At 71.5% G+C, this 23,223-nt stretch carries 19 protein-coding genes; 11 read left to right on the forward strand and 8 right to left on the reverse strand.

What is annotated here, in order from left to right:
• Positions 1-77: 77 nt before the first annotated feature.
• Complete coding sequence (locus ACIRSS_RS24205; protein WP_400898535.1) at positions 78-1,670, reverse strand: beta-1,3-glucanase family protein; 1,593 nt, start codon at positions 1,668-1,670, stop codon at positions 78-80.
• A 191-nt stretch (positions 1,671-1,861) separates the two neighbouring features.
• On the opposite strand from ACIRSS_RS24205, the gene ACIRSS_RS24210 reads away from it, so the two are divergent.
• From ACIRSS_RS24210 to ACIRSS_RS24225, 4 genes are all read left to right on the forward strand, one after another.
• Positions 1,862-2,812 carry a GlxA family transcriptional regulator gene (locus ACIRSS_RS24210; protein ID WP_400898537.1) on the forward strand — a complete coding sequence of 317 codons (951 nt, stop codon included), beginning with the start codon at positions 1,862-1,864 and terminating at the stop codon, positions 2,810-2,812.
• Positions 2,813-2,918: 106 nt separating this feature from the next.
• Complete coding sequence (locus ACIRSS_RS24215; protein ID WP_400898539.1) at positions 2,919-3,614, forward strand: alpha/beta fold hydrolase; 696 nt, start codon at positions 2,919-2,921, stop codon at positions 3,612-3,614.
• 145 nt (positions 3,615-3,759) lie between these two features.
• The gene (locus ACIRSS_RS24220; RefSeq protein ID WP_400898541.1) at positions 3,760-3,909 is read left to right on the forward strand and encodes a hypothetical protein; all 150 of its coding nucleotides are present in this window, start codon (positions 3,760-3,762) and stop codon (positions 3,907-3,909) included.
• A gap of 137 nt (positions 3,910-4,046) precedes the next feature.
• Entirely contained in the window at positions 4,047-4,790 is a 744-nt protein-coding gene (locus ACIRSS_RS24225; RefSeq protein WP_400898543.1) for a hypothetical protein, read from the forward strand.
• Here ACIRSS_RS24225 and ACIRSS_RS24230 read toward each other — a convergent pair.
• Positions 4,783-8,751 carry a Pls/PosA family non-ribosomal peptide synthetase gene (locus tag ACIRSS_RS24230; RefSeq protein ID WP_400898545.1) on the reverse strand — a complete coding sequence of 1,323 codons (3,969 nt, stop codon included), beginning with the start codon at positions 8,749-8,751 and terminating at the stop codon, positions 4,783-4,785. The genes ACIRSS_RS24225 and ACIRSS_RS24230 overlap by 8 nt on opposite strands.
• Positions 8,752-8,812: 61 nt before the next feature.
• Positions 8,813-9,730 (reverse strand): hypothetical protein, encoded by a 918-nt coding sequence (locus tag ACIRSS_RS24235; RefSeq protein ID WP_400898547.1) that lies wholly within the window; start codon positions 9,728-9,730, stop codon positions 8,813-8,815.
• A gap of 114 nt (positions 9,731-9,844) precedes the next feature.
• Here ACIRSS_RS24235 and ACIRSS_RS24240 point away from each other — a divergent pair, with 114 nt between their 5' ends.
• Positions 9,845-10,585: a VIT1/CCC1 transporter family protein gene (locus ACIRSS_RS24240; RefSeq protein WP_400898549.1), complete on the forward strand. Its 741-nt coding sequence runs from the start codon at positions 9,845-9,847 to the stop codon at positions 10,583-10,585.
• A gap of 55 nt (positions 10,586-10,640) precedes the next feature.
• Here ACIRSS_RS24240 and ACIRSS_RS24245 read toward each other — a convergent pair whose 3' ends face one another.
• The 4 genes from ACIRSS_RS24245 to mgtA are packed head-to-tail and all read right to left on the reverse strand — an operon-like array spanning position 10,641 to position 17,079.
• Entirely contained in the window at positions 10,641-11,966 is a 1,326-nt protein-coding gene (locus ACIRSS_RS24245) for a nitrate/sulfonate/bicarbonate ABC transporter ATP-binding protein (RefSeq protein WP_400898551.1), read from the reverse strand.
• A gap of 13 nt (positions 11,967-11,979) precedes the next feature.
• Positions 11,980-13,719, reverse strand: coding sequence for an ABC transporter permease (locus ACIRSS_RS24250; RefSeq protein ID WP_400898553.1), 1,740 nt, complete (start codon positions 13,717-13,719; stop codon positions 11,980-11,982).
• A 3-nt stretch (positions 13,720-13,722) separates the two neighbouring features.
• Positions 13,723-14,442 (reverse strand): MgtC/SapB family protein, encoded by a 720-nt coding sequence (locus tag ACIRSS_RS24255; protein WP_400898555.1) that lies wholly within the window; start codon positions 14,440-14,442, stop codon positions 13,723-13,725.
• Positions 14,443-14,481: 39 nt separating this feature from the next.
• A complete protein-coding gene (gene mgtA, locus ACIRSS_RS24260; RefSeq protein ID WP_400898557.1) occupies positions 14,482-17,079 on the reverse strand; it encodes a magnesium-translocating P-type ATPase in 2,598 nt (865 codons plus the stop codon).
• Between the two features lie 280 nt (positions 17,080-17,359).
• On the opposite strand from mgtA, the gene ACIRSS_RS24265 reads away from it, so the two are divergent.
• From ACIRSS_RS24265 to ACIRSS_RS24290, 6 genes are all read left to right on the forward strand, one after another.
• Entirely contained in the window at positions 17,360-17,719 is a 360-nt protein-coding gene (locus ACIRSS_RS24265) for an ArsR/SmtB family transcription factor (RefSeq protein WP_400898559.1), read from the forward strand.
• Between the two features lie 125 nt (positions 17,720-17,844).
• A complete protein-coding gene (ftsW, locus tag ACIRSS_RS24270; protein ID WP_400898561.1) occupies positions 17,845-19,194 on the forward strand; it encodes a putative lipid II flippase FtsW in 1,350 nt (449 codons plus the stop codon).
• Positions 19,195-19,341: 147 nt separating this feature from the next.
• Positions 19,342-19,506, forward strand: a complete 165-nt coding sequence (locus tag ACIRSS_RS24275; RefSeq protein ID WP_400898563.1) for a hypothetical protein — start codon at positions 19,342-19,344, stop codon at positions 19,504-19,506.
• Between the two features lie 56 nt (positions 19,507-19,562).
• Complete coding sequence (locus tag ACIRSS_RS24280) at positions 19,563-20,708, forward strand: cation:proton antiporter (protein WP_400898565.1); 1,146 nt, start codon at positions 19,563-19,565, stop codon at positions 20,706-20,708.
• Complete coding sequence (locus ACIRSS_RS24285; protein WP_400898567.1) at positions 20,705-21,082, forward strand: hypothetical protein; 378 nt, start codon at positions 20,705-20,707, stop codon at positions 21,080-21,082. The genes ACIRSS_RS24280 and ACIRSS_RS24285 overlap by 4 nt, the downstream gene beginning before the upstream one ends.
• A gap of 265 nt (positions 21,083-21,347) precedes the next feature.
• Positions 21,348-22,736, forward strand: coding sequence for an FtsW/RodA/SpoVE family cell cycle protein (locus ACIRSS_RS24290; protein WP_400899766.1), 1,389 nt, complete (start codon positions 21,348-21,350; stop codon positions 22,734-22,736).
• On the opposite strand, the gene ACIRSS_RS24295 is transcribed toward ACIRSS_RS24290, so the two are convergent.
• On the reverse strand, positions 22,728-23,153 hold the full coding sequence (locus tag ACIRSS_RS24295; RefSeq protein ID WP_400898569.1) for a hypothetical protein: 426 nt from the start codon (positions 23,151-23,153) through the stop codon (positions 22,728-22,730). The genes ACIRSS_RS24290 and ACIRSS_RS24295 overlap by 9 nt on opposite strands.
• Between the last annotated feature and the right edge of the window lie 70 nt (positions 23,154-23,223).

Raw genomic sequence — 23,223 nt, forward strand, 5'->3', positions numbered from 1 at the left:
CAGGACGTGACCCGAGGAGGAGCCGTCGGGCTCCTCCTCGGAAGTCGGCCGATCACCACACCACGCGATCTCCAGGGTCAGCCTCGGTGCCACTTCTGGTTCGCGCCACCGGTGCAGTCCCACAGGATGAGGGGCGCCCGGTCGTCGCCGTTCCACGCCTTGATGTCGACGCACTTGCCGGACTGCGGGTTGACCAGGTCGCCGGCCGGGGTGAGGACGAACTGCTGCGCGGGGTTGCCGCTGCAGGTGGCGATCTGGATGGCCGCGCCCCTCTCGCGGGAGCCCCAGGCGACGTCCATGCACATGTTGTTCGGGACCCGCAGCGTGTCACCGGTGAACGTCCAGTCCTGGGCGACGGTGCTGTTGCAGAAGAAAGTCTGCAGGTGGACGCCGTCGGCGAAGTTCCGCTTCGGCACGTCGACGCACTTGCCGTTCCAGTCGCTGATCAGCCTGGTGCCGGAGGAATGCGACCCGCCGCCGGTGAAGCTGTTCAGGGTGATGCCCGCGGACCGGGGGCTGCCGTCGTTCACCAGGGACTCGAAGTTGCCGACGTCGTCGAAGGCGAACGCGTAGGCCTTGCCGTCGGCCATGTTCCCGTGCACCAGTTTCGCGTACTGGTTGGTCGGGTCGCTCCGGTAGAAGTCGGCGCCGGCGCCGCCCGGCTGCGTGTCGACGGTGCCCAGGGTGCCGCGGTTGAGCGCGGCGCACAGCGTGCGGGCGATCGGCCCGACGACCTGGTCGTTGGGGGCACCGAGGGCGCCGTCGCAGCCCCAGACGTTCGCCGAGCTGGGCTTGGTGAACGACGCGACCTGCCGGCCGGCACCGTTGGTGAAGGTCATGACGGTGCCCGAGGTGCGGCCGAAGTACTTGGTGTTCGGCTGGTCGGCGAACGGGACGACGGTCAGCACCTTGCCCGTGTAGGCGTTCCACGCCGACGAGATGTAGGAGTCGAGGTAGCCGCCGCCGAGCCGGCCGGCGTCGGCCGCCTTCCCCGGGGCCAGGACGCGCAGCACCGTGCCGTCCGAGCGGGTCTGGACGGAGCCCGCCCAGCCGGGCTGGGCCTTGATGCCGTCGATGACGTTGTCGCGGCCGCCCGGGACCAGCGTGCCGGTCGACTTCACGGCACCGGATCCGGTCGTCACGCTCACGGTGTGGGGCACGGCGAACATGTCCACCTGGGAGCTGTTCAGCCATAGGCCCGCGTCGTTGTAGGTGAACTCGCTCCAGTCGAACAGGACGTCGCGGTTGGCGTCGCCGCCCGCCCAGGGTGCGGGCTGGACCAGACCACCCGGGGCGAGGAAGAACTTCAGGCGCTCGCCGAGCGAGAAGTAGACGCGTCCGGAGACGCCGCGCGGCACCTGGATGGTCGTGGTCCCGCCGTTGCCGGGGCCGGGAATGGAGACGTCGGGTGCCGGAACCGGCGGGGTGCCACCGGGGCTCCAGGCGGTGAAGGCGCCTCCCGCGTTGACGTAGCCCAGCTTGCCGGTGCTCAGGTCCACACCGAGGACGTAGAGGTGGACCGCGTCCGCGCGACCGGTGTTGTTGGTGACGGAGAGGGGGAGGAGAGCGGGGCCGGAGGCCGCGGCCGGGGTGGCGCCGCCCGCCAGCGTCGTCGCCGCCACCGCCACCAGCGTGGTGAGGATCGCGGACAGTTTTCTTCGAGTGTGCAACAGTAACTCCCTTCTGGTGGAAGGGAACGTAGGCACCCACCTGTCGCCCGTCCATGGCCTGAGCGCAGATGGGGTTCGTCGGTGCACCACCGCTGCCCGGACGGCTGTAGGAGCGGTGTCACGTTCGGTAGCGCCCGGGAGGTGTGGGTAACCCCCCTGGCAGTATCACCGCGCATCGTTAGGATGCTGCCATGACCCGACACCGGATGGCGGTCGTCCTCCTCGAGGAGGTCTTGCCGCTCGACTACGCGATCCCGGTCCACGTCTTCGGCCGGGAGGCGCCGGAGGCCTACGACCTCGTCACGGTGTCCGTCGGCGGCGGTGCGGTGAAGGTGGCCGGCGGGACCTCGGTGGTGCCGGACGGCGGGCTGGAGCTGCTGCGCCGGGCGGACACGATCGTCGTGCCCGGTTACGCCGACGCGGTGGAGCGTGAGCTGCCCGGCTCGCTGCTGCGGGCGCTGGTGGGCGCGCGTCGCCGGGGCGTCCGGATGGTGTCCATCTGCTCCGGGGCGTTCGCCCTGGCGCGGGCCGGGATCCTCGACGGGCTGACCGTGACCACGCACTGGTCGTTGTGCGAGGCGCTCGCCGAGCGGTTCCCGGCGATCACGGTCGACCAGTCGGTGCTCGTGGCCGGCACCGGCTCGGTCCTCACCTCGGGCGGTGTCACCGCCGGCGTGGACCTGTGCCTGCACCTGCTGAACGTCGACCTGGGGCCGGCGGCCGCGCGGCACGTCGCGCGGCGCATCGTCATGGCGCCGCGGCCGGCCGACGGCCAGCGGCAGTTCGTGGAGAAGGCGGTCGTCCCGCCGGGCGACGACGTCATCGCCCGCGCCCAGCAGTGGATGCTCGTGTCGCTGGAGCAGAACTTGTCGGTGAAGGACGTGGCCACGCGGTTCGCCATGTCCGAGCGGACCTTCCACCGGCACTTCCGCGAGAAGATCGGTTCCCCGCCCTTGACGTGGCTGCGCGACCAGCGCATCGCCCGGGCCAAGGAGCTCTTGGAGAACTCGGAGCTTTCCGTCGAAGACATCGCGCGCCGGGTCGGGTTCGGCACGGCGACCAACCTGCGGGTGCAGTTCCGGCGCGCGACGAGCGTTTCGCCGCGCGAGCACCGGAAGGCGTTCGCCTTCGACCGCGCGTGAGTGTTGGCAGCGACGTTTCGATAATCGGCAGTACTGCCACTGTCCGCGGGGATCCCCCAGGGCGAGACTCGGTGCCGTACCGAGTCGACCTCAGGAGATCGAACCCATGAACCAGCCGACCTTCGTCCTCGTCCACGGCGCGCTGACCGATGCCTCGGTGTGGCGCCGGGTCTCCGTGCGTCTCCAGGACGCCGGCCACCCCGTCATCGCGCCGTCGCTGCCGATGCGTGACTTCGACGGCGACGTCGCCTACCTCAAGCAGTTCCTGGGCACCCTCGACGGCCCGCTCGTGGTCGCCGCGCACTCCTACGCCGGGTCGGTGATCTCGGCTCCGGACGCGGTGACCGCGGAGGTCCGGTCGCTGGTGTTCGTCACCGCTTTCCAGCAGGACGCGGGCGAGACCGCGGGCGCGCTCAACGGGAAGTTCCCGGGCAGCCTGCTGACCCCGGACAACCTGGTCGTGCGGGAGTACCCCGGCGGCGCGGAGATCTACCTCCGGCCGGACAAGTTCGGCGAGGTCTACGCCGGCGACGCGAGCGAGCGAGACCGGAAGGTCCTCGCCGCCGCCCAGAAGCCGTTCGACCCGGTCACCCTCGAAGGCAGCTTCACGAAGGCCGCCAGCTGGCACACCTTGCCGTCCTGGGTGGTGGTGTCCACTCAGGACAGATCCATCCCCACCGAGGCCCAGCGGTGGATGGCCGAGCGCGCCGGTTCGACCGTCGTCGAGGTCGACTCCACCCACGCCGTCCCCCTGGTGCACCCCGATGTGGTGGCCGAGGCCATCCTCAGCGCGGCGAGCTGAGAGTCTGACGCGCCCGGGATCGAGTCGGCCGGGATCCTCGCCGGCGCCGCGGCTGTCGCCGAAGGTCGGCCCTTCGTTCACTCAGCGTCTACTCAACCGGTTTGTCCTATTGTCGGACGCGCGTATTCGAGTGGAAGGGGGCCTGATGACCGCAGTCGTGATCGTCGCCGTCATCCTGTTCTGCGGTGCCATCGGGTTGCTGATGTGGAGTCCGTCGTTGACCTCGATGGGGAGCGCACCTGAGCCGAAGCGGCCGCGGGAAACCCGCTCGGCCGGCAAACGCGCACCGCGGTAGGCACGGCGTCTCAGCGTCCTCACAGGGGCCTGCTCGTTACATTCGCGTCGGCATACCTCTGTGGACGCAGTGAGAGGACACCGATGGACGGGGCACGATCAGACCCGGAACACCTGCAGCGGCTTCGGTCGGTTCGCGTGGAACTGGCGCATCTCGAAGAGCTGCTCTGCCACGGCGCGCACCCGGTGTCCGATGCGGTGCACAGCGTGGCGGACAGCGCCAAGCGCGCGCCGGCCTGGCTGCGGGTCACCCGCGGCGAGCAGCGGTGGGCCGTGACGCTGGCGATCGCGCTGGCGGTGACGCTGCAGCTCGTCCTGCCCGACCGGCTCGCCTTCCGGCCCCACTGGTTGCTGCCGGTGCTGGAGGTCGCGCTCGTCGCGGTTCTGATCGTGCTGAACCCGGTCCGCATCTCGCGCGGCCACCCGTGGCTGCGGCCGCTGTCGGTGGCCTTGATCGCCCTGATCAGCCTCGCCAACGGCTGGTCGGCGGCGTTGCTGGTGGTCGATCTGCTGGCCGCGCGCGCCGGCGAGGAACCCGGGCCGCTGCTCGGCAGCGGCGGCGCGATCTGGCTGACGAACGTGATCGCGTTCGCGTTGTGGTACTGGGAATGGGACCGCGGCGGCCCGGTCTCGCGAGCCCTCGGCGAACGGCCGCGGCCGGACTTCCGCTTCCCGCAGATGGAAGACCCGCAGCTGCACCCCGACTGGGAACCGCACTTCGTGGACTACTTCTACCTGTCCTTCACCAACGCGACCGCGTTCAGCCCGACCGACGTGATGCCGATGTCGCGGTGGGCGAAGATGCTCATGCTCAGCCAGTCCGCGGTCTCGCTGGTCACCCTCGCCGTCGTCGTGTCGCGGGCCGTCAGCCTGTTCAAGTGACGGCCTCGGAGGTTCCGCGGGCGGGGATGCCCCGCCAGGCCGTGCCCGCCGGGAGCCGTTCACCCTTCATTACCAAGGACATCGCGTCGACGACGGTGTCGCTGCCGACTTCGCTGTCGTAGAGGACGACCGTGCGGGCGCCGACGCTCGCCCCGGCTCCTACGTCCACAGTGGACATCTTCATCACCCGGTCTTCGAAGAGGTGCGTCTGCAACGACGTCGCGGCGCCGACGCACGTGTCGTCTCCGAGCCGGACGAGGTCGAACTCCGTCAAGTACGTGGTCGCGATCCAGCAGCGCTTGCCGATCTCGGCGCCGAACAGGCGAAGCGCCGGGCCGAGCAGCGGGGTGCCGGCCAGGCTCGAGAGCAGCGCGGGCACGGCGGCCGTTTCGTACAACGCGGTCACGAACTCGGTACGCCGCACGAACCGGCTCCACAGGGGCTCGACCCGGGGCCGGTACCGGCCGACGACGAGCCATTTGACGGCGACGACCGCGAGAACCACACCGAACCCGCCGAGCAGGCCCGCGACGGGGGTGACGCCGACCGCCGCGACCGGCCCCGCCGTGCGGGCCGCCCACAGTTGCGTGAGCAGCACGAGGTAGCCCGCCGTGGCCAGCAGGCTGCCCGGCACGACGATGCGGAAGAACTCGATCACCAGCCGTTCGAGCACGCGCAGCCGGGTCGGCCGGAAGGTGAGCTCCTCGGCGAACGAGCCGCTGTCCTGGCGGCGTGGCAGCCGGATCGGCGGGGTGCCCAGCCAGGACGTGCCGTCCGGGCTGCCGTCCTCCGGTGCGCGGGTGTGCACGCCGATCAGGCAGCCGTCCCCGACGGCGGTACCCGAGCGCACGAACGCGGCGTTGCCGATGAACGAGCGGCTGCCGACGGTGGTGCCGGCGAGCGCCACGTGCCCGTGGCAGTAGGTGGCGGCGCCGACGGCGGCCATGTCGGCGACGAAGCTTTCCGCGCCGAGGGTGAGCAGGCCCGGGTCGAGCTGGGAGGCGGTCGAAACTTCGGCGCGCGGGCCGATGCGGGCTCCGAGCGCCCGCAGCCACCCTGGTGTGTACAGCGTCGAGTAGAGCGAGTTCGTCGCGGCGAGGCTCGCCTGCAGGAGCTTGTCCGCGACCCACTTGCGCACCCCGAACGACGAGGCCACCCGGTGGATGCCGGGCGGGATCGCCGGCAGCACCAGCCGCTTGCCCGTGAACACCACCAGGCACGTGGTGCCCACCGACAGCGGGCCGGTCAGCAGGCACGCCCACCAGCCACCCGCGACGCCGTAGGTCAGGTAGGCCCAGCTGCCGAGCGCGACGGACGGCGCGAGGAAGATCAGCGGCAACAGCTCGACCACCAGCCAGGCCGCGCCGAACGCGGCCAGCAACGGCCGGGACGGGGGCCGGCTCACGCGTGAGCGCAACGCGGCGATCAGCGGGTCGATCCGCGCGCAGCGTCGCGACGGCGAACCGGACCAGTACTGCCCCGGCGGGATGCGCTGCCCGGCCGTCGCGGCGGACATCTCCGCCAAACCCGCACCGGCGCCGAGCACCGCGCCCGGCCCGGCGACCGCGTTCGCTCCGACGAAGACGTGATCTTCCAGCACCACGGGCGCGATGTGCAGCCGGTTGTCCAGCACCCGGTAGGCCTGCAGGTGCGCGCCGTAGCCGACGCTGACGTCGTCCCCGATCGTCAGCATCGACGGCAGCGACAGGTTCGCGCTCGCCAGCTGGCAGCCTTGCCCCACTCGGGCGCCGAGCAGCCGGAGGTACCAAGGCAGCAGCGGGCTCCCGCTCATCGTGGTGAGCGGGGCCAGCGCGAGCAGCGTCTGGATGAGCCACACCCGGAGGTAGGCGACGCTCCACAGTGGATACTCTCCCGGGCGGACCCGGCGCGACAGCAGGCGTACTCCGGCCACGGGGAGTCCGAACCGCCCGGCGACGTAGGTCACGGCCGCGGCGGCGATCACGGTCCAGACGGTGCCGAGGGACAGCACACCGGCCGACCATCCGAGAACCACCGCGACCGGGGCACCGAGCAGCAGGAGCATCGCGCTGAGCGCGCCGACCTGCGCCGCGCCGCAACCGAACAGGCGGGACGTGGTCGTTCGCCGGTCGGCGCGAGGCGCGGAAGCACGCGGCGCCTGGGCCGTCCGGCCGGGCAGTGCGGAAGCCAGGGCGCGGATGGTGGGGTGTGCGTAGACGTCGGCCACGGACACACCGGGTGCCACGCCACGGTCACGCAGGATCGACACCGCCCGCGCGGCCAGCAGCGAATGCCCGCCCAGGTCGAGGAAGAAGTCGGCCGTGACCGAGACGCCGGCGGTGCCGAACAGCTCGGCCCACACCGCGGCGAGCGCCCGTTCGGCGTCGGTGGCCGCGGCCACCGACGCCGCGCGGCCGCTGTGGAAGCGGGCGCCGGAGGGGCGGGGCAGCCGGGCGCGGTCGACCTTGCCGCTGGGCATCATCGGGAGCCGGTCGAGGGTGTCGACGTAGGCGGGCACCATGGAGGGCGGGAGCCGCTGCCGCAGGGTGGCGCTCAGCCGGCCGATGATCGCGTCGCGGTCGTGTCCGGCGCCGGTGAAACTCAGGTACGCCGCGAGGTCTTCGGTCGGGGCGTCCGGATGCGGGGTGACGGCCGCGACCGCCACCGCCGGGTGTTCCATCAGGACGCTTTCGATCTCTTGCAGGTCGATGCGGTGGCCGCGGATCTTCACCTCGCTGTCGGCCCGGCCGAGGTACTCGATCTCGCCGTCGGGGAGCACCCGGCCGAGGTCGCCGGTGCGGTAGAGCCGTCCGCCGCCGGTGATCCGCGGGTCGTCGAGGAACCGCTCGGCGGTCAGCTCCGGCCGGTTCAGGTAGCCGGCCGCGACGCCGGGCCCGCCGATGCAGATCTCGCCGACCGTGCCGTCCGGGACCGGTTGCAGGTCCTCGTCCAGCAGCACGATCCGGTACGTCGGCAGGGCGCGGCCGATGGTCACCGGGAGGCCGGGCCGGAGCTCGCACCAGGTCGCGGTGACGGTGGCCTCGGTGGGGCCGTAGGTGTTCAGCATCCGCCGACCGGGCCGGCTCCACCGCTGGACCAGCTCGGCCGGGCAGGCCTCGCCGCCGACCAGCAGGGTGCGGACACCGGGCAGCTCGCCATCGACGGTGGCCAGCACCGTGGGGACGCAGTACAGGATCGTGATGCGGTTGCGTCGCAGGAACTCGGCGAGGCCGCTGCCGATCCGGTCGGCGCCGGTCGGCCCGGCCACCAGGGTCGCGCCCGCGGCCCAGGTCGGCCAGATCTCCTCGATCGAGAAGTCGAACGCGATCGTCATGCCCTGGTAGACGCGGTCGGTGCGCCGGACCCCGTAGATGCCGGCGACGACGTCGATGAAGTTGCAGATGCTCGGCTGGCCGACCGCGACGCCCTTGGGGCGGCCGGTGGATCCGGAGGTGTAGATGACGTAGCACGGTTCGTCGCCGGCCGGCCACAGCAACGGCCGGGCGGGGCTGGCTTGGCGGAGTTCGGCGGCGAGGTCGCCGGGCCGCAGCACCGGGCAGCCGACACCGTGGGCGGCGGCGTCCAGCTCGGGGGCGACCACCAGCAGGTCGAGTGCCGCGTCCGCGGCGACGTAGGCGACCCGGTCGGCGGGGGCCGCCGGATCGATCGGGACGAACGTGGCGCCGGTCTTCAGGGCCGCGAGCAGCGTCACGTACATCGGGAGCGAGCGGGGTACCAGGATGCCCACGCGGGAGTGCGGGCCGATGCCCCGGGCGATCAGCACGTGGGCCATCCGGTTGGCGTGCGCCTCCAGTTCGCGGTAGGTGAGCCGATCGGTGCCGCATTCCAGCGCGACGGCGTCCGGTGTTTCGTCGCACGCGCGCTCGAAGAATTCGTGCAGCCGCGCGGGTCGCGGCTTGCCGAGGGGGACTGTGCCGAAGCGCGCGGTGTCCTCGAGGGAGATCGAGAGGTCCTCGCTCACTGGATTCCGTTCTGTGTGGCGATGGTGCAGCTGTCGGGAAAGGGGGATGCGGTCCGGGCGGTCAGGTCCGCACCAGACGTCGGACGAAGTCGAAGCCGAGCTCTCGGAGGGCGTCGCCGGGCTGGTCGAGGTCGTAGGCCTGGTACCAGTCGGCGGTCGCTTCCAGGTGCGGACCGGACACCGCGACCAGTCCGCGGCCGTAGCGCGCGATCAGCGCGGCGGCGAGGCCGTTCGGGTAGGTGGCGACGACCTCGGACGTCGCGGGGCCGTCGGCGGGGAACGCCGGTCCGTCCTGGAAGAACAGGAATTGCCGACGGCCATTCCAGTCGACCTGCACGACGGTGTCCTCTTCGGTACGCACGGTCGCCGCCCGGGAGGTGATGTACTGGTCCACCGGGACCGGCAGCAGGTCGAATCCCGGGTCGGCGCCGGCGAGGTAGCCGCCGAGGCAAATCCCGAGATAAGTTCCGCCGCCGTCGACATAAGCGCGGAGCAAGTCGCGGTAAACCCGCATGTGCCGGTAACCGTCGCGGAGGTCGCCGCCGCCGGGCTGCGCGTAAAGTCCGGCTTTGCCGAGCGTTTCCCCGGAGATGGGAATCCGTTCGCCTGGGCCGGCGAAGTGAACGTCGAGTTCGATCGGGGAATCGCGTAGCAGACCGGCCAGTGCGTCGGCGCAGTCCGCGTCGGCCGCGGGGCCGCGGTAGACCAGTGCGAGCGCACGCGAGTTTGCCGTGGTGGGAAGGATTTTCGGCTTCGCGGCGGGCGTGGCGCATCCGGTCAACGCGGGGAGGCCGCCCAGCGCGCAGGCGACCGCGAGGAGTTGCCGGCGGTTCAACGCGGGATTTCCCTTGGGGTGGAAAGGCCTCGTCACCTGATGTTCCCGGCCTTGTGGGGCGGCACGCTTTCTGCTCCTCTGCCTGTTTTTTCCTTGCGATGTCAGCGGCGACGGTAGGTTATGGATCAGGCGCTGTGAGGACACTGAGAGGCCGGTGGCCGGGAGAGGTGAGTGGACGGCACGGAAATATGAAGGAAATTTGCGGGAGATTCGCTCGGCGCGCGAGGCACGGCGCCCTCGGCCAGAATCACGGGTGTGATGACTCAACGTGACCCGGCACCACGCTCGTCGAGGCCGGGAACCGGATCGGGCTGGACGCACCGCCACCGGGACGTCTCCGGCGGCTGGCTGCGGCCCACCGTGTTCGGGGCCGTGGACGGACTGGTCACCAACGCCTCCCTGATCGCCGGCGTGGGAGGCGGCGGGGTCGCGCCGCACACGATCGTGCTCACCGGCCTGGCCGGGCTGGTCGCCGGGGCGTTCTCCATGGGCGCCGGCGAGTACGTCTCGGTCACCAACCAGAACGAGCTCGTGCACGCCGAAGTCGCCCTCGAGGCCGACATGCACGCCCGGTTCCCGCAGCAGGAGCACGAGGAGCTGGTCGACCGCTTCGTCTCCTACGGCGCCGACCGCCGGACCGCCACGACCATGGCCGAAGCGGTCGCCCGCGACCCGGAACAGGCCCTGCGCCTGCACACCCGCGACGAGCTCGGCGTCGATCCCCACGACCTGCCCTCCGGCTTGCTCGCGGGTGGAGCGTCGTTCGTCGCGTTCTCGGTGGGGGCGCTGCTGCCGCTGCTGCCCTACCTCTTCGGCGGCCGGACCCTCATCGCGTCGCTGGTCATCACCGCGGTCGCGCTCCTGGCCGGCGGGATGACGGTCGGCAAGCTCACCGGCCGACCGCTCCCGCGGTCCGGTCTGCGCCAGCTCGTCCTCGGCGGGCTGGCGGTCGCGGTCACGTTCGGCATCGGCCAGCTCATCGGCGCCCCGCCGGCCTGACGTCCAGGTCGCCGTGTCGCCGGGGGCCGGCGGCAAGCGCCGGTTCGCCCGGTTCTCAGGCGGGTGCCCGATGCGCGGCCGTCGCTGCCCAGTGGGCCGGGTCGAGGGTGATCTGCCCGGTGTCGGTGTCGTAGTCGAACAGTTCCGCGTAGCGGCCCCAGTCGATGGCGGTGTTGAGCTGCTGCTGGGCGTCCTCGGGGGAGAAGCCGCGGCGGAGCAGGTCGAGGAAGAACCCGGCCCGCAGGTTCCCGTCGGCGCCGGCGGCCAGCGCCTTGTGGATGGTGCGCACGAGGGGCGCGCGATCGCGGGCCTGTTCGGCGAAGATCTTCTTGCTGTCCTGGATGTCGGCGGTGGTGAACGTTTCCCCGGCCGGGGTGAGGTGCAGGTCGCCGCCGGCGACGAACAGGAAGTCGAGCATGGCGGCGGCGTCGACCAGCGGAAGCAGGTCGTCGACTTCGAAGCCGATTTCGGCGGCGATGTCGGGCAGGTCCGCGCGGCCGCCGCGGGCGTGGACGATCTCGACGAGCCCGGCGAGCCCGCCGACGGACGCGGCCGGCAGCGGGCGCGCGGTGGGGGTGGCCTGGGTGGGTTCGGGCACGGTCTCGCCGGGTTCGCGACCGGTGAGCAGGTCGTAGAGCCGGTCGACGAGGGCCGCGAAGGCCGGGGTCCTGCGGTCGCGGGGGCGGGGGAGGCCGACGGTGACCTCGGCGCGGATGTGGCCGGGGTTGGCGCCGAGGACGACGACGCGGTCGGCGAGCTGGACGGCTTCCTCGATGTTGTGGGTGACGATGCAGATCGCCTTGGTGGGGAAGCCGTCCTGCTCCCAGAGGGTCATGAGCTCGGTGCGGAGGTTTTCGGCAGTGAGGACGTCGAGGGCCGAGAACGGCTCGTCCATCAGCAGCACGTCCGGTTCGAGAACCAGGGCGCGGGCGAACCCGACGCGCTGGCGCATGCCGCCGGAGAGCTCTTTGGGGTAGGCGGATTCGAAGCCGTCGAGGCCGATCATGTCGATGGCTTTGAGCGCGCGTTCCCGGCGTTGCGCAGGCGGGATCCCTTGGGCGGCGAGGCCCAGTTCGACGTTGTCCTGGACGGTCAGCCAGGGCATGAGCGCGAAGGTCTGGAAGACCATGGCGGTGCCGGGGTTGGCGCCGTTGAGGTCGGTGCCGCGGTAGCGGACCGACCCGCTGGTGGGGCCGATCAGCCCGGCAACCGTGCGCAGCAGGGTGGACTTGCCGGACCCGGACCGGCCGAGCAGCGCGACGATCTCGCCGGCGCGCAGGTCGAGGGTGATGTCGTCGAGCACGCGCAGCTCATCGCCGGCCGGCCCGGCGAAACTTTTGCTGACCTTCTCGACGGCGACGAGAACTTCGGAGCGGGACACGGGGAACCTCGTTTCAGGACAGGGAGAAGCGGCGTTCGGCCAGGGCGTACAGGCGCCGCCAGAACAGCCGGTTGAGGCCGACGACGTAGAGGCTCATCACCGCGACACCGATCAGGATCCGGCCGGCGTTCCCGGCGCTGGTGGCGTCCTTGATGTAGGCGCCGAGCCCGGTCGCGGTGAGGGTGAGCCCGTTGTAGGAGACGACTTCGGCGACGATGGAGGCGTTCCACGCACCGCCGGCGGCGGTGATCCCGCCGGTGACGTAGCTGGGGAAGATCGCCGGCAGGACCAGCCGGCGCCACCACAGCTTCCGCGGGAGCCGCAGGTTGGCGGCGGCTTCGCGCAGGTCGTTGGGGACCGCGCTGGCCCCCGCGATCACGTTGAACAAGATGTACCACTGCGCCCCCAGGGACATGAGCAGGATGCCGCCCCAGTCCAGCGAGATCCCGGTCGCGACGAGGACGGCGGTGATGAGCGGGAACAGGAAGTTCGCGGGGAACGACGCGAGCACCTGCACGACCGGCTGGGCCAGCCGGGACACCCTGGGGTCGAGCCCGATCCACGCCCCGACCGGCACCCACACCAGCGTCGCGACCGCGACCAGCACGAGCACCCGGGCGAAGGTGATCAGCCCGAGCAGCAGGGCGTGGGCGACCTCGCCGAAACCGGCGGTGCCGGCGATGAACGTGACCATCCGGACCAAGCCGTAGGCGATCAGCGCGAGCACCGCCGCGGCGAACACGACGTCCCCGGCCCGGCGGCGCACCGGCGAGACCCGCAGCGGGTGTTCGGCGAGCCCGAACCCGGCCATCGCCCGGTCGATCGGGTGCACCAGCGGCCCGAACACCCGGCGCAGCAGGGCCGGGACCCGGGAGCGGCGCAGCAGGTCCAAGGTGAGACTCCGGGGCGCCTGGGCGGCCTCGGAGTGTTCGATCCGGAATCGTTCGGACCAGGCGGTCAGCGGTCGCCAGAACAGCACGTTGACCCCGACCACCATGACGATCATGACGGCGATCGCGAGCAGCACCTTGCCCAGAGCGCCCTCGTCGGAGGCGGCGGCGACGTAGGCGCCGATGCCGGGCAGGGCGTAGGAGTGGTTGTCGACGCTGAGGGCTTCGGAGGCGGTGAGGAAGAACCAGCCGCCGCCGAAGCTCATCATCCCGTTCCAGACCAGCGGGATCATCCCGCTCGGCACGTCCACCCGCCAGAACCGCTGCCACCGCGAGAGCCGCAGGTCGCGGGCGGCCTCGTCCAGTTCGCGCGGCTGGGAGATCAGCGAGTGGTAGAACGCGAAGGTCATGTTCCAGGCCTGGGAGGTGAAGATCGCGAAGATCGACGCGCACTCCAGGCCCAGCTCCGAACCGGGGAACAGGGCGATGAACCCGGTGATCGTCACCGACAGGAACCCGAGGATCGGCACCGACTGCAGGATGTCCAGCGCCGGCAGCAGCACCTTCTCCGCGCGCCGCAGCCGGGCGGCGGCCGTCGCGTAGACGAAGGTGAAGACCACCGACGCCACCAGCGCGAGGAACATCCGCAGCAGCGAACGCCCGGCGTAGTAGGGGAGTTCGGCCGGATCGGTGGACACAGTGGACGGTGCGGTCGCCGGTGTCCACGGACCGGCGGCGCCGTGCGCCAGGCGCACCACCAGCCACAGCAGCGCCGCAGCGCCGAGGAACACCGCGACGTCGGCGAGGGTGCGCCGCGGTCGCGCGAGCACGCCCTTGGTCGGGAAGGTTCGCAGCAAGGACATCGTTCACCTGTCCTCGGTGTCGTCGTGGTCGGGGGTGGTGACCTGCCAGCGGACGCTGGTCACCGAGGGCTCCAGGGACAGCCGGGACACCGCGGACTCCATCTGCTTGTCGTCGCGCTGCTCGGCCGACAGGTCCGCGCGCACCTCCACCCGGCCGTCGTCGGCGGCGTTGAGGCTTTCGATGGACCGCAGCGCGAAATCCGTGCGCGACAACGACTGCACGAGCAGGGTGCGCACGTGCGCCTCGGCGTCGTCGCGGGTCACCGCGCGAAAGGTGTAGGTGGCGGGGGTTTCGGCGCGGGTGTCCGGCCGGCGGTCGACCGCGCGCCCGAGCGGGCGCAGCGCCACGTTCACCGCCACCACCACGACCGTGCCCGCCGTCGCCTCGACGTACAGCCCGGTGCCGGCGAGCGATCCCACCGCCGCCGAGCACCACAGGGTCGCCGCGGTGTTCAGGCCCCGCACGGTCAGGCCCTCACGCAGGATCACCCCGGCGCCGAGGAACCCGATCCCGGACACGATCTGCGCCGCCACCCGCGTCGGATCGGCGCCCGCGCCGGTGAACCCGTGCGCGGACAGCAGCACGAACAGCGTCGCCCCGGCCGCGACCAGCGCGTTGGTGCGCAACCCGGCCATCCGGGCCCGGTACTGGCGCTCGAAGCCGATCACCGTGCCCAGCCCGACACCACTGCCCAGGCGCAGCAGCATCTCCGCAGTCGTCATCCTGCGCTCACTCTCGTTCAGGTAGGCGGAAAAGGGCGGTTACCACCAGGCGGGGCGGCGGCCGTGGAGCCGTTTGGCCAGCTGCGCGGCCACGGCGTAGGCCACCAGGACGAGGACGAGCCACAGCAGGTAGCCGCCGGGCAGTTGGTGCAGGCGCAGCGGCCCGGCCAGGGGCGACAACGGCAGCAGCAGCCCGGTCAGCCCGGCACCCGCCGCCGCGGCCACGACCACGCGAGCGGGGCGGGCGCCCCGCGCGAACCCGGCCCGGCCGCGCAGGACCAGCACCACCAGAAGCTGGGAGAGCAGGCTTTCGGCGAACCAGCCCGTCTGGAACAGCAGCGGGTCGGCGCCGGCGCCGAACACCCACCACAGCACGGCGAACGTCGAGAGGTCGAACACGGAGCTCAGCGGGCCGAACACGAGCATGAACCGGGTCAGCCCGCGCGCGTCCCAGCGCCGTGGCGCGCTCAGGTACTCCTCGTCGACGCGGTCCCAGGCCAGCGCGAGCTGGGCGAGGTCGTAGAGCAGGTTCGCGACCACGAGCTGGATCGGCAGGATCGGGAGGAACGGCAGGAACGCGCTCGCCGCGAGCACGGTCAGCACGTTCCCGAAGTTCGACGCGGCGGTGATGTTGACGTACTTCAGCGTGTTGCCCAGCGTGCGGCGGCCCTCGACGACGCCGCGGGCGAGCACGCCGAGGTCGCGCTCCAGCATCACCAGGTCGGCGGCGTTCTTCGCCGCGTCGGTCGCGGTGTCGGGGGCGATGCCGACGTCGGCGGTGCGCAGCGCGGTGACGTCGTTGACGCCGTCACCGATGAACCCGACCGCCCGGCCCCGCGCCCGCAAAGCCGCCACGATCCGGGCCTTGTGCGCGGGGGCGAGCTTGGCGAACACCGTCGTGCGCTCGGTCAGCACCCGCAGATCGGCGTCGTCGGCCCGCTCGACGTCGCTGCCGAGCACGACCTCCCCGACCGGGACCCCGACCTGTTCCGCCACGCGCGCCGCGGCGTGGCGGTTGTCGCCGGTCAGGATCTTCACCGTGATCCCGTGCCCGGACAGCGCCCCGACGGCCTCGCTCGCGCCGTCGCGGACCGGGTCGACGAACCCGATGAACCCGACCAGGACCAGCCCGGTCTCGTCGTCCTCGGTGTAGCGGCCGGGCCGGGCCGGGCGCTCGCGGGCGGCGACGGCCAGCAGCCGCATGCCGTGCTCGGAGTGGGCCCGGACGAGGTCCGTCACTTCGGCCCGGGCCGCGTCGGTCAGCTCGGCGACTTCGCCGGCGCGGCGGGCGTGGCCGCAGCGGGGCAGGATCTCGTCCGGATCCCCCTTGGTGACCACGATGTGGGCGCCCGCGCGGTGGACGACCACCGTCGCGCGGCGGCGCGCGTGGTCGAAGCCCAGCTCGTCGACCTTGGTGAACAGCGCGTCGGTCACGAGGTCGTCGTCCGGCTCGGCGAGCCGCGCGACGATCGCCTCGTCGAGCCGGTCGCGCTGGTCGGCCTGGAAGTGCACCGCGAGGTAGGCGTACTCGGCGGCTTCGCCGTCCGGGCGGCCGCCGGCGTCGATGCTGTGCGCGAAGGCGACGCGGTCCTGGGTCAGGGTGCCGGTCTTGTCCACGCACAGCACGTCCATCGCGGCCAGGTCCTGGATCGCGTTGAGCCGCTTGACGATCACCTTCCGGTGCGACAGCGCGGCCGCGCCGCGGGCCAGGTTGGTCGTGACGATCACCGGCAGCATCTCCGGCGTCAGGCCGACCGCGACGGCGACCGCGAACATCGCGGCCTGCGCCCAGTTCCCGGTGACCGTGCCGTTGACCACGAGCACGATCGGCACCATCACCAGCATGAACCGCACCAGCGTCCAGCCCACGCGGCGGACGCCGTGGTCGAAGCTGGACTCGGTGCGCGGCGCCGCGGCCTGCGTGGCCAGGGAACCGAAGTACGTCCCGGCGCCGGTGGCGACCACGACCGCGGTCGCGGTACCGCCGACCACCGACGTCCCGGCGAGCACGACCGCCGGCGCGTCCACTAGATCCGTCGCCGGCGCCGGTCGTCCTCGACGCGGCGAGGGTGCCCGCTTCGCCACCGGCAGCGCCTCACCGGACAACGCCGACTGGTCCACCACCAGGTCCGCGGCCGCGACCACCCGGACGTCCGCGGCCACCACGTCGCCCGGGCCGAGCAGCACCAGGTCGCCGGGGACGAGGTCGGCCACCGGCACCTCGCGCTCGGCGCCCGGGAAGCCCTCGCCGGCCCGGCGCCGGACGGTGACCGTCGTGCTGACCCTGGCCCGCACGGCACCGACCGCCCGCTCGGACCGCGCCTGCTGCCAGAACCGCAGCAGCACGTTCAGCGCCACTATCACCGCCACGGTCACGCCGCCGCGGAGGTCTCCGACCACCGCGAAGACCAGACCGAAGCCGGCCAGCAGCGCCACGAACGGGCTGCGGGCCGCAACCCATCCGCGCTTGACCACTCCCGTCGCGACAGCGGGATCGAGGCGGTTGTCACCGAAGCGGCGCAGCCGGTCGGCGGCCTCGGCTTCGGTGAGGCCCTTCGGCGAGCTTTCGAGCCGCTGGAAGACCGTGATCACGGGCGCGTCGCCCAGTTCGGGCGGCACGCCGGGGAAACGCGTCATGGGGAGGTCCTGTCCATCGAGGGCACAGCTGTACGAGACGACAGCGGCACGACCACGCGGACCACCAGGCTTACCCCGGCGCGGCGGGGGAGGGCCGGACGTCCACGGGGTCGTGGCGACTACTTCCTTCGCCGGTCACCCGGCTCACCTCCCTCCACACGACAGGCCGCGGCACCCGGTGGGCGACGACCGGGCACCAGTACACCCCACCCCGACACGAACAGTCAAACACTTGTCCAAGTGACCGTCCTTACGCCACCCTGTGGGGACACTCGAGAGGATGTACCCCGTGCCTGCCCCACCCGACCCCGACGCGCTGCCGCCCGATCTGCTCCAGGACGCCGCGACCACCTTCGGCCTGCTGTCGGCCACCGTTCGGCTGCACCTGCTGTGGCTGCTCGCTCAAGGCGACCGCGACGTCGGGACCCTCGCCGACGAAACCGGCCAGAGCGTCGCCACCGTCAGCCACCACCTCGGCAAGCTCAAACTCGCCGGCCTCGTCCGCGCCCGCCGCCACGGCAAGCACCAGATCCATTCCATCGACGACCCCCAGGTCGCCGGCATCGTCCAGCTCGCCATCCGGCACCACCAGGAACTCCGCACCGGTTCATCGCGGGCGCGCCGTACCCGCGGCGCCTGAGCCGGACGTCCGCCGCTCGCGGTGGCGTCGTCGTCTCTCAGTGTCCTATCAGGACAGATCTGAGAGTCTCCCATGGGATTCTCGTGCCGGTCCGCGGGAATCAATCGGACGACGGGGTGGCGGATGTGGCAGCCGAGGTGAGCGGTGGCCGGGGCGCACGGCTGCACGCGGCGGTGTTCGGGTGGCTTTCCCGTCCGCTGGCGTCGTTCCACCTGGTGTTGTGCCTGTGTGGTCTGTTGACGTTGCTCGGCGCGGTGATGGTGCTGTCGGCGTCCTCGGCATCGGCGTACGACCCGCACGCCGGGGGGAGCGTCTACGGCACGTTCTACCGGCACCTCGCCTCCATCGCCGCGGGGCTCGTGGCGTTGTGGGCGGGGCTGCGGCTGCCTTTGCCGGCGATCAGGCGGGTATCGCCGACGCTGATGATCGGGGCGCTGGTCCTGCTGGTGCTGGTGATCACGCCGCTCGGGACGCTGGCCGAGGGGGCCCGGCGCTGGTTCTCCTTCGGTCCGCTGTCGGTGCAGCCCGTCGAGATCGCGAAGGTCGCCCTCATCCTGTGGGGAGCGCACATCCTGGTGACGAAGGCCCGGGTTCTGCGCTACTGGCGCCACCTTCTGGTGCCGGTGGTCCCGGCTGCGCTGCTGATGTTCGCGCTGGTGATGGCCCAGCCGAACTTCAGCGGCACGATCACGCTCGGGATCGTCCTGATGACTCTGCTGTGGTTCGCCGGCGCGCCGAAGCGGTTGTTCGCGGCGTTGCTGCTCGGGGCCGGCGTGGGGGTGGTCGTGCTGGCCGTGGCCGCGCAGTACCGGCTGGCCCGGGTGCTGTCGTTCGTGTCCGACGGAACCGACGCGTCGGGTTCGGGCTACCAGGCGCTGCAGGCGGAGTACGCGCTCGCCGACGGCGGCCTGTTCGGCGTGGGACTGGGGCAAGGCGCGTCGAAGTGGAAGTACCTGCCGGACGTCCAGAACGACTTCATCTTCGCGCTCATCGGTGAGGAACTCGGCTTCGTGGGCTGCGTGGTCGTCCTCGCGCTCTTCGGGGCGCTGGCGGTGGTGGGCTTCCGGATCGCCGCCCGCAACCGCGACCCGTGGAACCGGATGGTCGCCGCCACGATCACGGTTCTCCTGGTGACCCAGGCGGCCATCAACATCGGCTACGTGGTCGACGTCCTGCCGGTGACCGGTGTCACGCTCCCGTTGGTCTCCTACGGTGGAACCTCGCTGGTGGTCACGATGTTCCTCTTCGGCCTTCTCGCTCACTGCGCCCGGCACGAGCCGGAAGCCGTGGCGGACCTGACGCACCTGGGCCCGGGCCGCCTCGGCCGGCTCCTGCGCTTGCCCGCACCCGGGGCCTCGACGCGGCCGTCGGTACCGCGCGACCCGCCGCGAAGCGAGCGCCGGCGGCGTGGTCGGACCGATCGTCGCCCGGTCGTGCCCATCGGCGAGCGTGGCGGCGGGCGGCCGCCCAGGTAGTGCGCACCGGCCGGGGTTCTCAGCGTTTTGCCAGCATGAGGCGGATACCATCGCGCGCCTCGGGACGGCTCACGCCCGCACGCGCGGATGGTTGTCCTCCGGGGACCGCCGTGAGGAGTGCGTTATGTCCGAAGTGGACTGCGGGGTATGAGGCTTGCCGCGTGGGCGGTGCTGTGCGTCGTCTGCCTCGCCTCGGACCACGTCGTGCTCGGCGTACTCGGATTGCTGGTGCTCTTCGCCGCTCACGGTGGCTCCGCCGACGTTCGCCCAGTAACCACCGCGCGCATCCGCTCGATCCTGCCTCCCGCCTGAAGTGGCGGTTCCGGCCCGGCGTGGCGACACTGACGAGGTTCGGAAGGAGCCCGCCGATGAACCTGTCCACGCTGGCGCTGGTCCTGCTGGCCGGACTCGCCGGTCCGCTGCTGGCGGCGTCGCGACGCGCCCGGGTCCCGATCGTGGTCGGGGAGATCCTGCTGGGCGTGGCGGTCGGGCACACCGGCGCCGGCTGGGTGAACGCCGACGACCCGATCCTGTCCTTCGTCGCTTCCGCCGGCTTCGCGCTCGTCATGCTGGTGGCCGGCAGTCACGTGCCGCTGCGCGACTCGGCGCTGCGGGTCGCGAGCGGCCGGGGCGCGCTGCTCGCCGCGGTCGTCGGCGTCCTGTCGGTGCCGGCCGGGCTCGGGGTGGCCGCGCTGGTCGGCACCGGGCACGGCCTGCTCTACGCGGTTCTGCTCGCTTCCAGCTCGGCAGCCCTGGTGATGCCGGTGATCGACGAGGCGAAACTGGGCACGCCGCCGGTGATCGCGATGATCGTGCAGGTCGCGATCGCCGATACCGCGTGCATCGTCGCGCTGCCGCTCGCGGAGGATCCCGCCCGGGCCGGCCACGCGGCATTGGGCGCGCTCGCCGTGATCGCCGCCGGCGCCGTCTGGTTCCTCGTGCTGCGCCGCCTGCACGCCGAAGGACTGGTGGAGCGGGCGCACGAGCTGAGCAAGACCCGGCATTTCGGGCTCGAGCTGCGGGTCGCGTTGATCGTCCTCTTCGGACTGGCCGGGCTGGCCCAGCTCGTCGGCGTGTCGGTGATGCTCGCGGGGTTCGTGGCCGGGCTGGCGTTGGCCGCGGTGGGTGAGCCCCGGCGGCTGGCCAAGCAGTTGTTCGCGGTGACCGACGGGTTCCTCGGCCCGGTGTTCTTCGTCTGGCTCGGCGCTTCGCTCGACCTGCGCGCGCTCGGCCGGCACCCGGAGATGCTGGCGCTGGCGGCGCTGCTCGCCGTCGGCACGGTCGTCGTGCACGGCGCGACCCGCGTGCTCGGCCAGCCGCTGTCACTGGCGGTGCTCGCCGGTGCGCAGCTCGGCGTCCCGGTCGCGGCCGTCACCATCGGGAACCGCGAGCACCTGCTCGCTCCGGGCGAGGGTGGTGCGATGCTGGCCGCCGCTCTGGTCAGCGTCGCGGTGACCGGGTGGGCCGCGCGGTCCGCTACCCGCAACAGCACGCAACAACGGAGGTCCGCGTGAAGGAAAACTGGAAAACCGAACCCGACGAGCACGACTACCCGGCCGCTCTCGACTACCTGACGCTGGTCACCGACGAACGGACGGCCGCCCGTCTGGTGGAGGAACTCAGGCAAGCCGAGCTGACCCACCGCAAGGCCAAGGACATCCTGCGCGCCGGGCGCCTGGAGCTGCTGGACGCGGACAACGTCCACGTCGCCAAGGACCTGCGCAAGGTCAAGAAGGGCAAGGCCCTCTCGCCGGTCCTGCTCGTGCGCGGACACGGCCACCCGGGCTTGGAGACCGCCGACGATCTCCTCGTCGCCGACGGGTACCACCGGGTCTGCGCCTCTCATCACCTCGACGAGAACGCCGACATCCCGTGCAAGCTGATCTGACCGGGCAGCGTCACCAGGCCTCTCAGCGATTTGCCAGCGAACGGTGAATAGCATCGGGAACAGCTCGGCTCCGGCTGTCCGTTGTCCTTCGTGACGATGCCGGTGTGCCCGGGCCGTTCAAGTGTGTCCACACAGGACATCACATCCGCTGGCTCCGGTGAGGTTGTCGGGATCGATGATTCCCCGTCCGAAGAGGACGGTGCCGGGCGTGCCGCCCGAAGCGCCGTCCCAGCCGTCCACGACGCGCCGCGGTACCGAGCTGGTGATGCTCGCCTTCGCCACCGTCATCGTGGTGTTCGCTTTCGTTCTGGTGGAAAGCAACCAGGACCACGAACTGACCCTGAGCGTGCTGTGGTACGGGCTCGGGTACTTCGCCATCTTCGGGGTCGCGCACTTCGCGACCCGCCGGTGGGCACCGCACGCCGACCCGCTGATCCTGCCGTGCACGGCCCTGCTCAACGGGATCGGCCTGGTGATGATCTACCGGATCGACCTGGCGCAGGCCGCGAAAGCCGTCCAGAACAACGACACCTTCTCGGCCGAGGCGCCGAAGCAGGTCCTGTGGACCGTCCTCGCGCTGGCGCTGTTCCTGCTCGTCCTGATCGTGGTCAAGGACCATCGGCGGCTGGCCCGGTTCGGGTACACCGCGGGGCTGGCCGGGATCGTCGCCGTCGCGCTGCCGGCCGTACTGCCCAGCGCGATCTCGGAGGTCAACGGGGCGAAAGTGTGGATCAAGCTCGGCCCGTTGTCGATCCAGCCCGGTGAGTTCGCCAAGATCCTGCTGCTGGTGTTCTTCGCGTCGTTCCTCGTGGCGAAGCGGGAAGTGTTCATGTCGGCGGGCAGGAAGGTGTTCGGCATCGAGCTTCCGCGCGCCCGCGACCTCGGCCCGATCCTGATCGCCGCGCTGGGCTGCATGGGCGTCCTGGCCTTCGAAAAGGAGCTCGGCGCGGCGTTGCTGTTCTTCGGGATCGTGCTCGTGCTGATCTACGTCGCCACCGAGCGCGGGATCTGGGTCGGGTTCGGGCTCGTCGTGTTCGCCGCCGGCTGCGTGCTCGCGTACCTGCTGTTCAACCACGTCCGCCAGCGCGTGGCGAACTGGATCGACCCACTGGCCACCTACGACCAGCCCGGCGGGGGCTACCAGCTGGCCCAAGGGCTGTTCGGGATCGCGACCGGCGGCGTCGGCGGCACCGGACTGGGCGCGGGCCGGCCGGACATGGTGCCCGAGGCGAGCACCGACTTCATCACCGCGGCGATCGGCGAGGAACTCGGGTTCGTCGGTCTCGCGGCGATTCTGATGATCTACCTGATCCTCGCGATGCGCGGCATGCGGGCCGCGCTGGCGGTGCGGGACACTTTCGGGAAGCTGCTCGGTGTCGGCTTGTCCTTCGCGGTCGTGATGCAGATCTTCGTGGTCGTCGGCGGGGTCACGAAGCTGATCCCGGAAACCGGGATCACCGCCCCGTTCCTGTCCAAGGGCGGCTCGTCACTGCTCGCGAACTACATCCTCGTGGCGCTGCTGTTGCGGATTTCCGACACGGCCCGGCGGCCCACGCCCCGCCCGGCGGCGCCACCGCCACGCCAGGCGCCCTTGGCCGACGCGCACACCGTGCTGGTCGGCGTCCCGGGCACGCCACCGGCCCCATCACGGTGATGCCGGAAATCGGCTGATCACCGCGGGTGGTAGCCGGTCCAGACATCCCGACCAGTCGCCGTCCGGGCAGATCCCGACGCCGGTGATCGTCGTGCCGAGGGTGACGCGGTGTCCGGGGTCCAGGCAGGTGCTCGAGGCTTCCCGGCCGACGCAAGCGGTGTAGTCACCGGACTCGAACACGGTGACCACGGTTCCCGGGATGGTCACGGCACCGACGCCGCCGCCGAAACACAGGTCGGCGCGGGGAGATGCGACCCGCAGCACGATCGGCGCGGGACGCCGGGCGGAGCCGCAGTCGCTGCGGGCGATCGCCGAGTTCGAGCCAGGTGCCGCGCCGCATCCGGTGAGCAGGCCCGCGGCGAGCCCGGTAGCCGACACCAGCGCGGCCCACCGCCGGAACTCGTTCACCACAGCCACTTCCCCAGTGTGCGATGGAGTCATTGAGAAGACGTTGAGAGAGCGCCGTGTCCGTTGCCGGAGATGTCAC

The sequence above is a fragment of the Amycolatopsis sp. NPDC101161 genome (assembly GCF_044768185.1).
Classification (GTDB): domain Bacteria; phylum Actinomycetota; class Actinomycetes; order Mycobacteriales; family Pseudonocardiaceae; genus Amycolatopsis.

Excerpts from the sequence above, each read along its gene's own strand:
- ACIRSS_RS24210 (WP_400898537.1), top strand. The coding sequence starts at position 1,862 with ATGACCCGACACCGGATGGCGGTCGTCCTCCTCGAGGAGGTCTTGCCG.
- ACIRSS_RS24215 (WP_400898539.1), top strand. The coding sequence starts at position 2,919 with ATGAACCAGCCGACCTTCGTCCTCGTCCACGGCGCGCTGACCGATGCC.
- ACIRSS_RS24220 (WP_400898541.1), top strand. The coding sequence starts at position 3,760 with ATGACCGCAGTCGTGATCGTCGCCGTCATCCTGTTCTGCGGTGCCATC.
- ACIRSS_RS24240 (WP_400898549.1), top strand. The coding sequence starts at position 9,845 with ATGACTCAACGTGACCCGGCACCACGCTCGTCGAGGCCGGGAACCGGA.
- ACIRSS_RS24250 (WP_400898553.1), bottom strand. The coding sequence starts at position 13,719 with ATGTCCTTGCTGCGAACCTTCCCGACCAAGGGCGTGCTCGCGCGACCG.
- ACIRSS_RS24255 (WP_400898555.1), bottom strand. The coding sequence starts at position 14,442 with ATGACGACTGCGGAGATGCTGCTGCGCCTGGGCAGTGGTGTCGGGCTG.
- mgtA (WP_400898557.1), bottom strand. The coding sequence starts at position 17,079 with ATGACGCGTTTCCCCGGCGTGCCGCCCGAACTGGGCGACGCGCCCGTG.
- ACIRSS_RS24265 (WP_400898559.1), top strand. The coding sequence starts at position 17,360 with ATGTACCCCGTGCCTGCCCCACCCGACCCCGACGCGCTGCCGCCCGAT.
- ACIRSS_RS24275 (WP_400898563.1), top strand. The coding sequence starts at position 19,342 with ATGAGGCTTGCCGCGTGGGCGGTGCTGTGCGTCGTCTGCCTCGCCTCG.
- ACIRSS_RS24280 (WP_400898565.1), top strand. The coding sequence starts at position 19,563 with ATGAACCTGTCCACGCTGGCGCTGGTCCTGCTGGCCGGACTCGCCGGT.
- ACIRSS_RS24290 (WP_400899766.1), top strand. The coding sequence starts at position 21,348 with ATGCTCGCCTTCGCCACCGTCATCGTGGTGTTCGCTTTCGTTCTGGTG.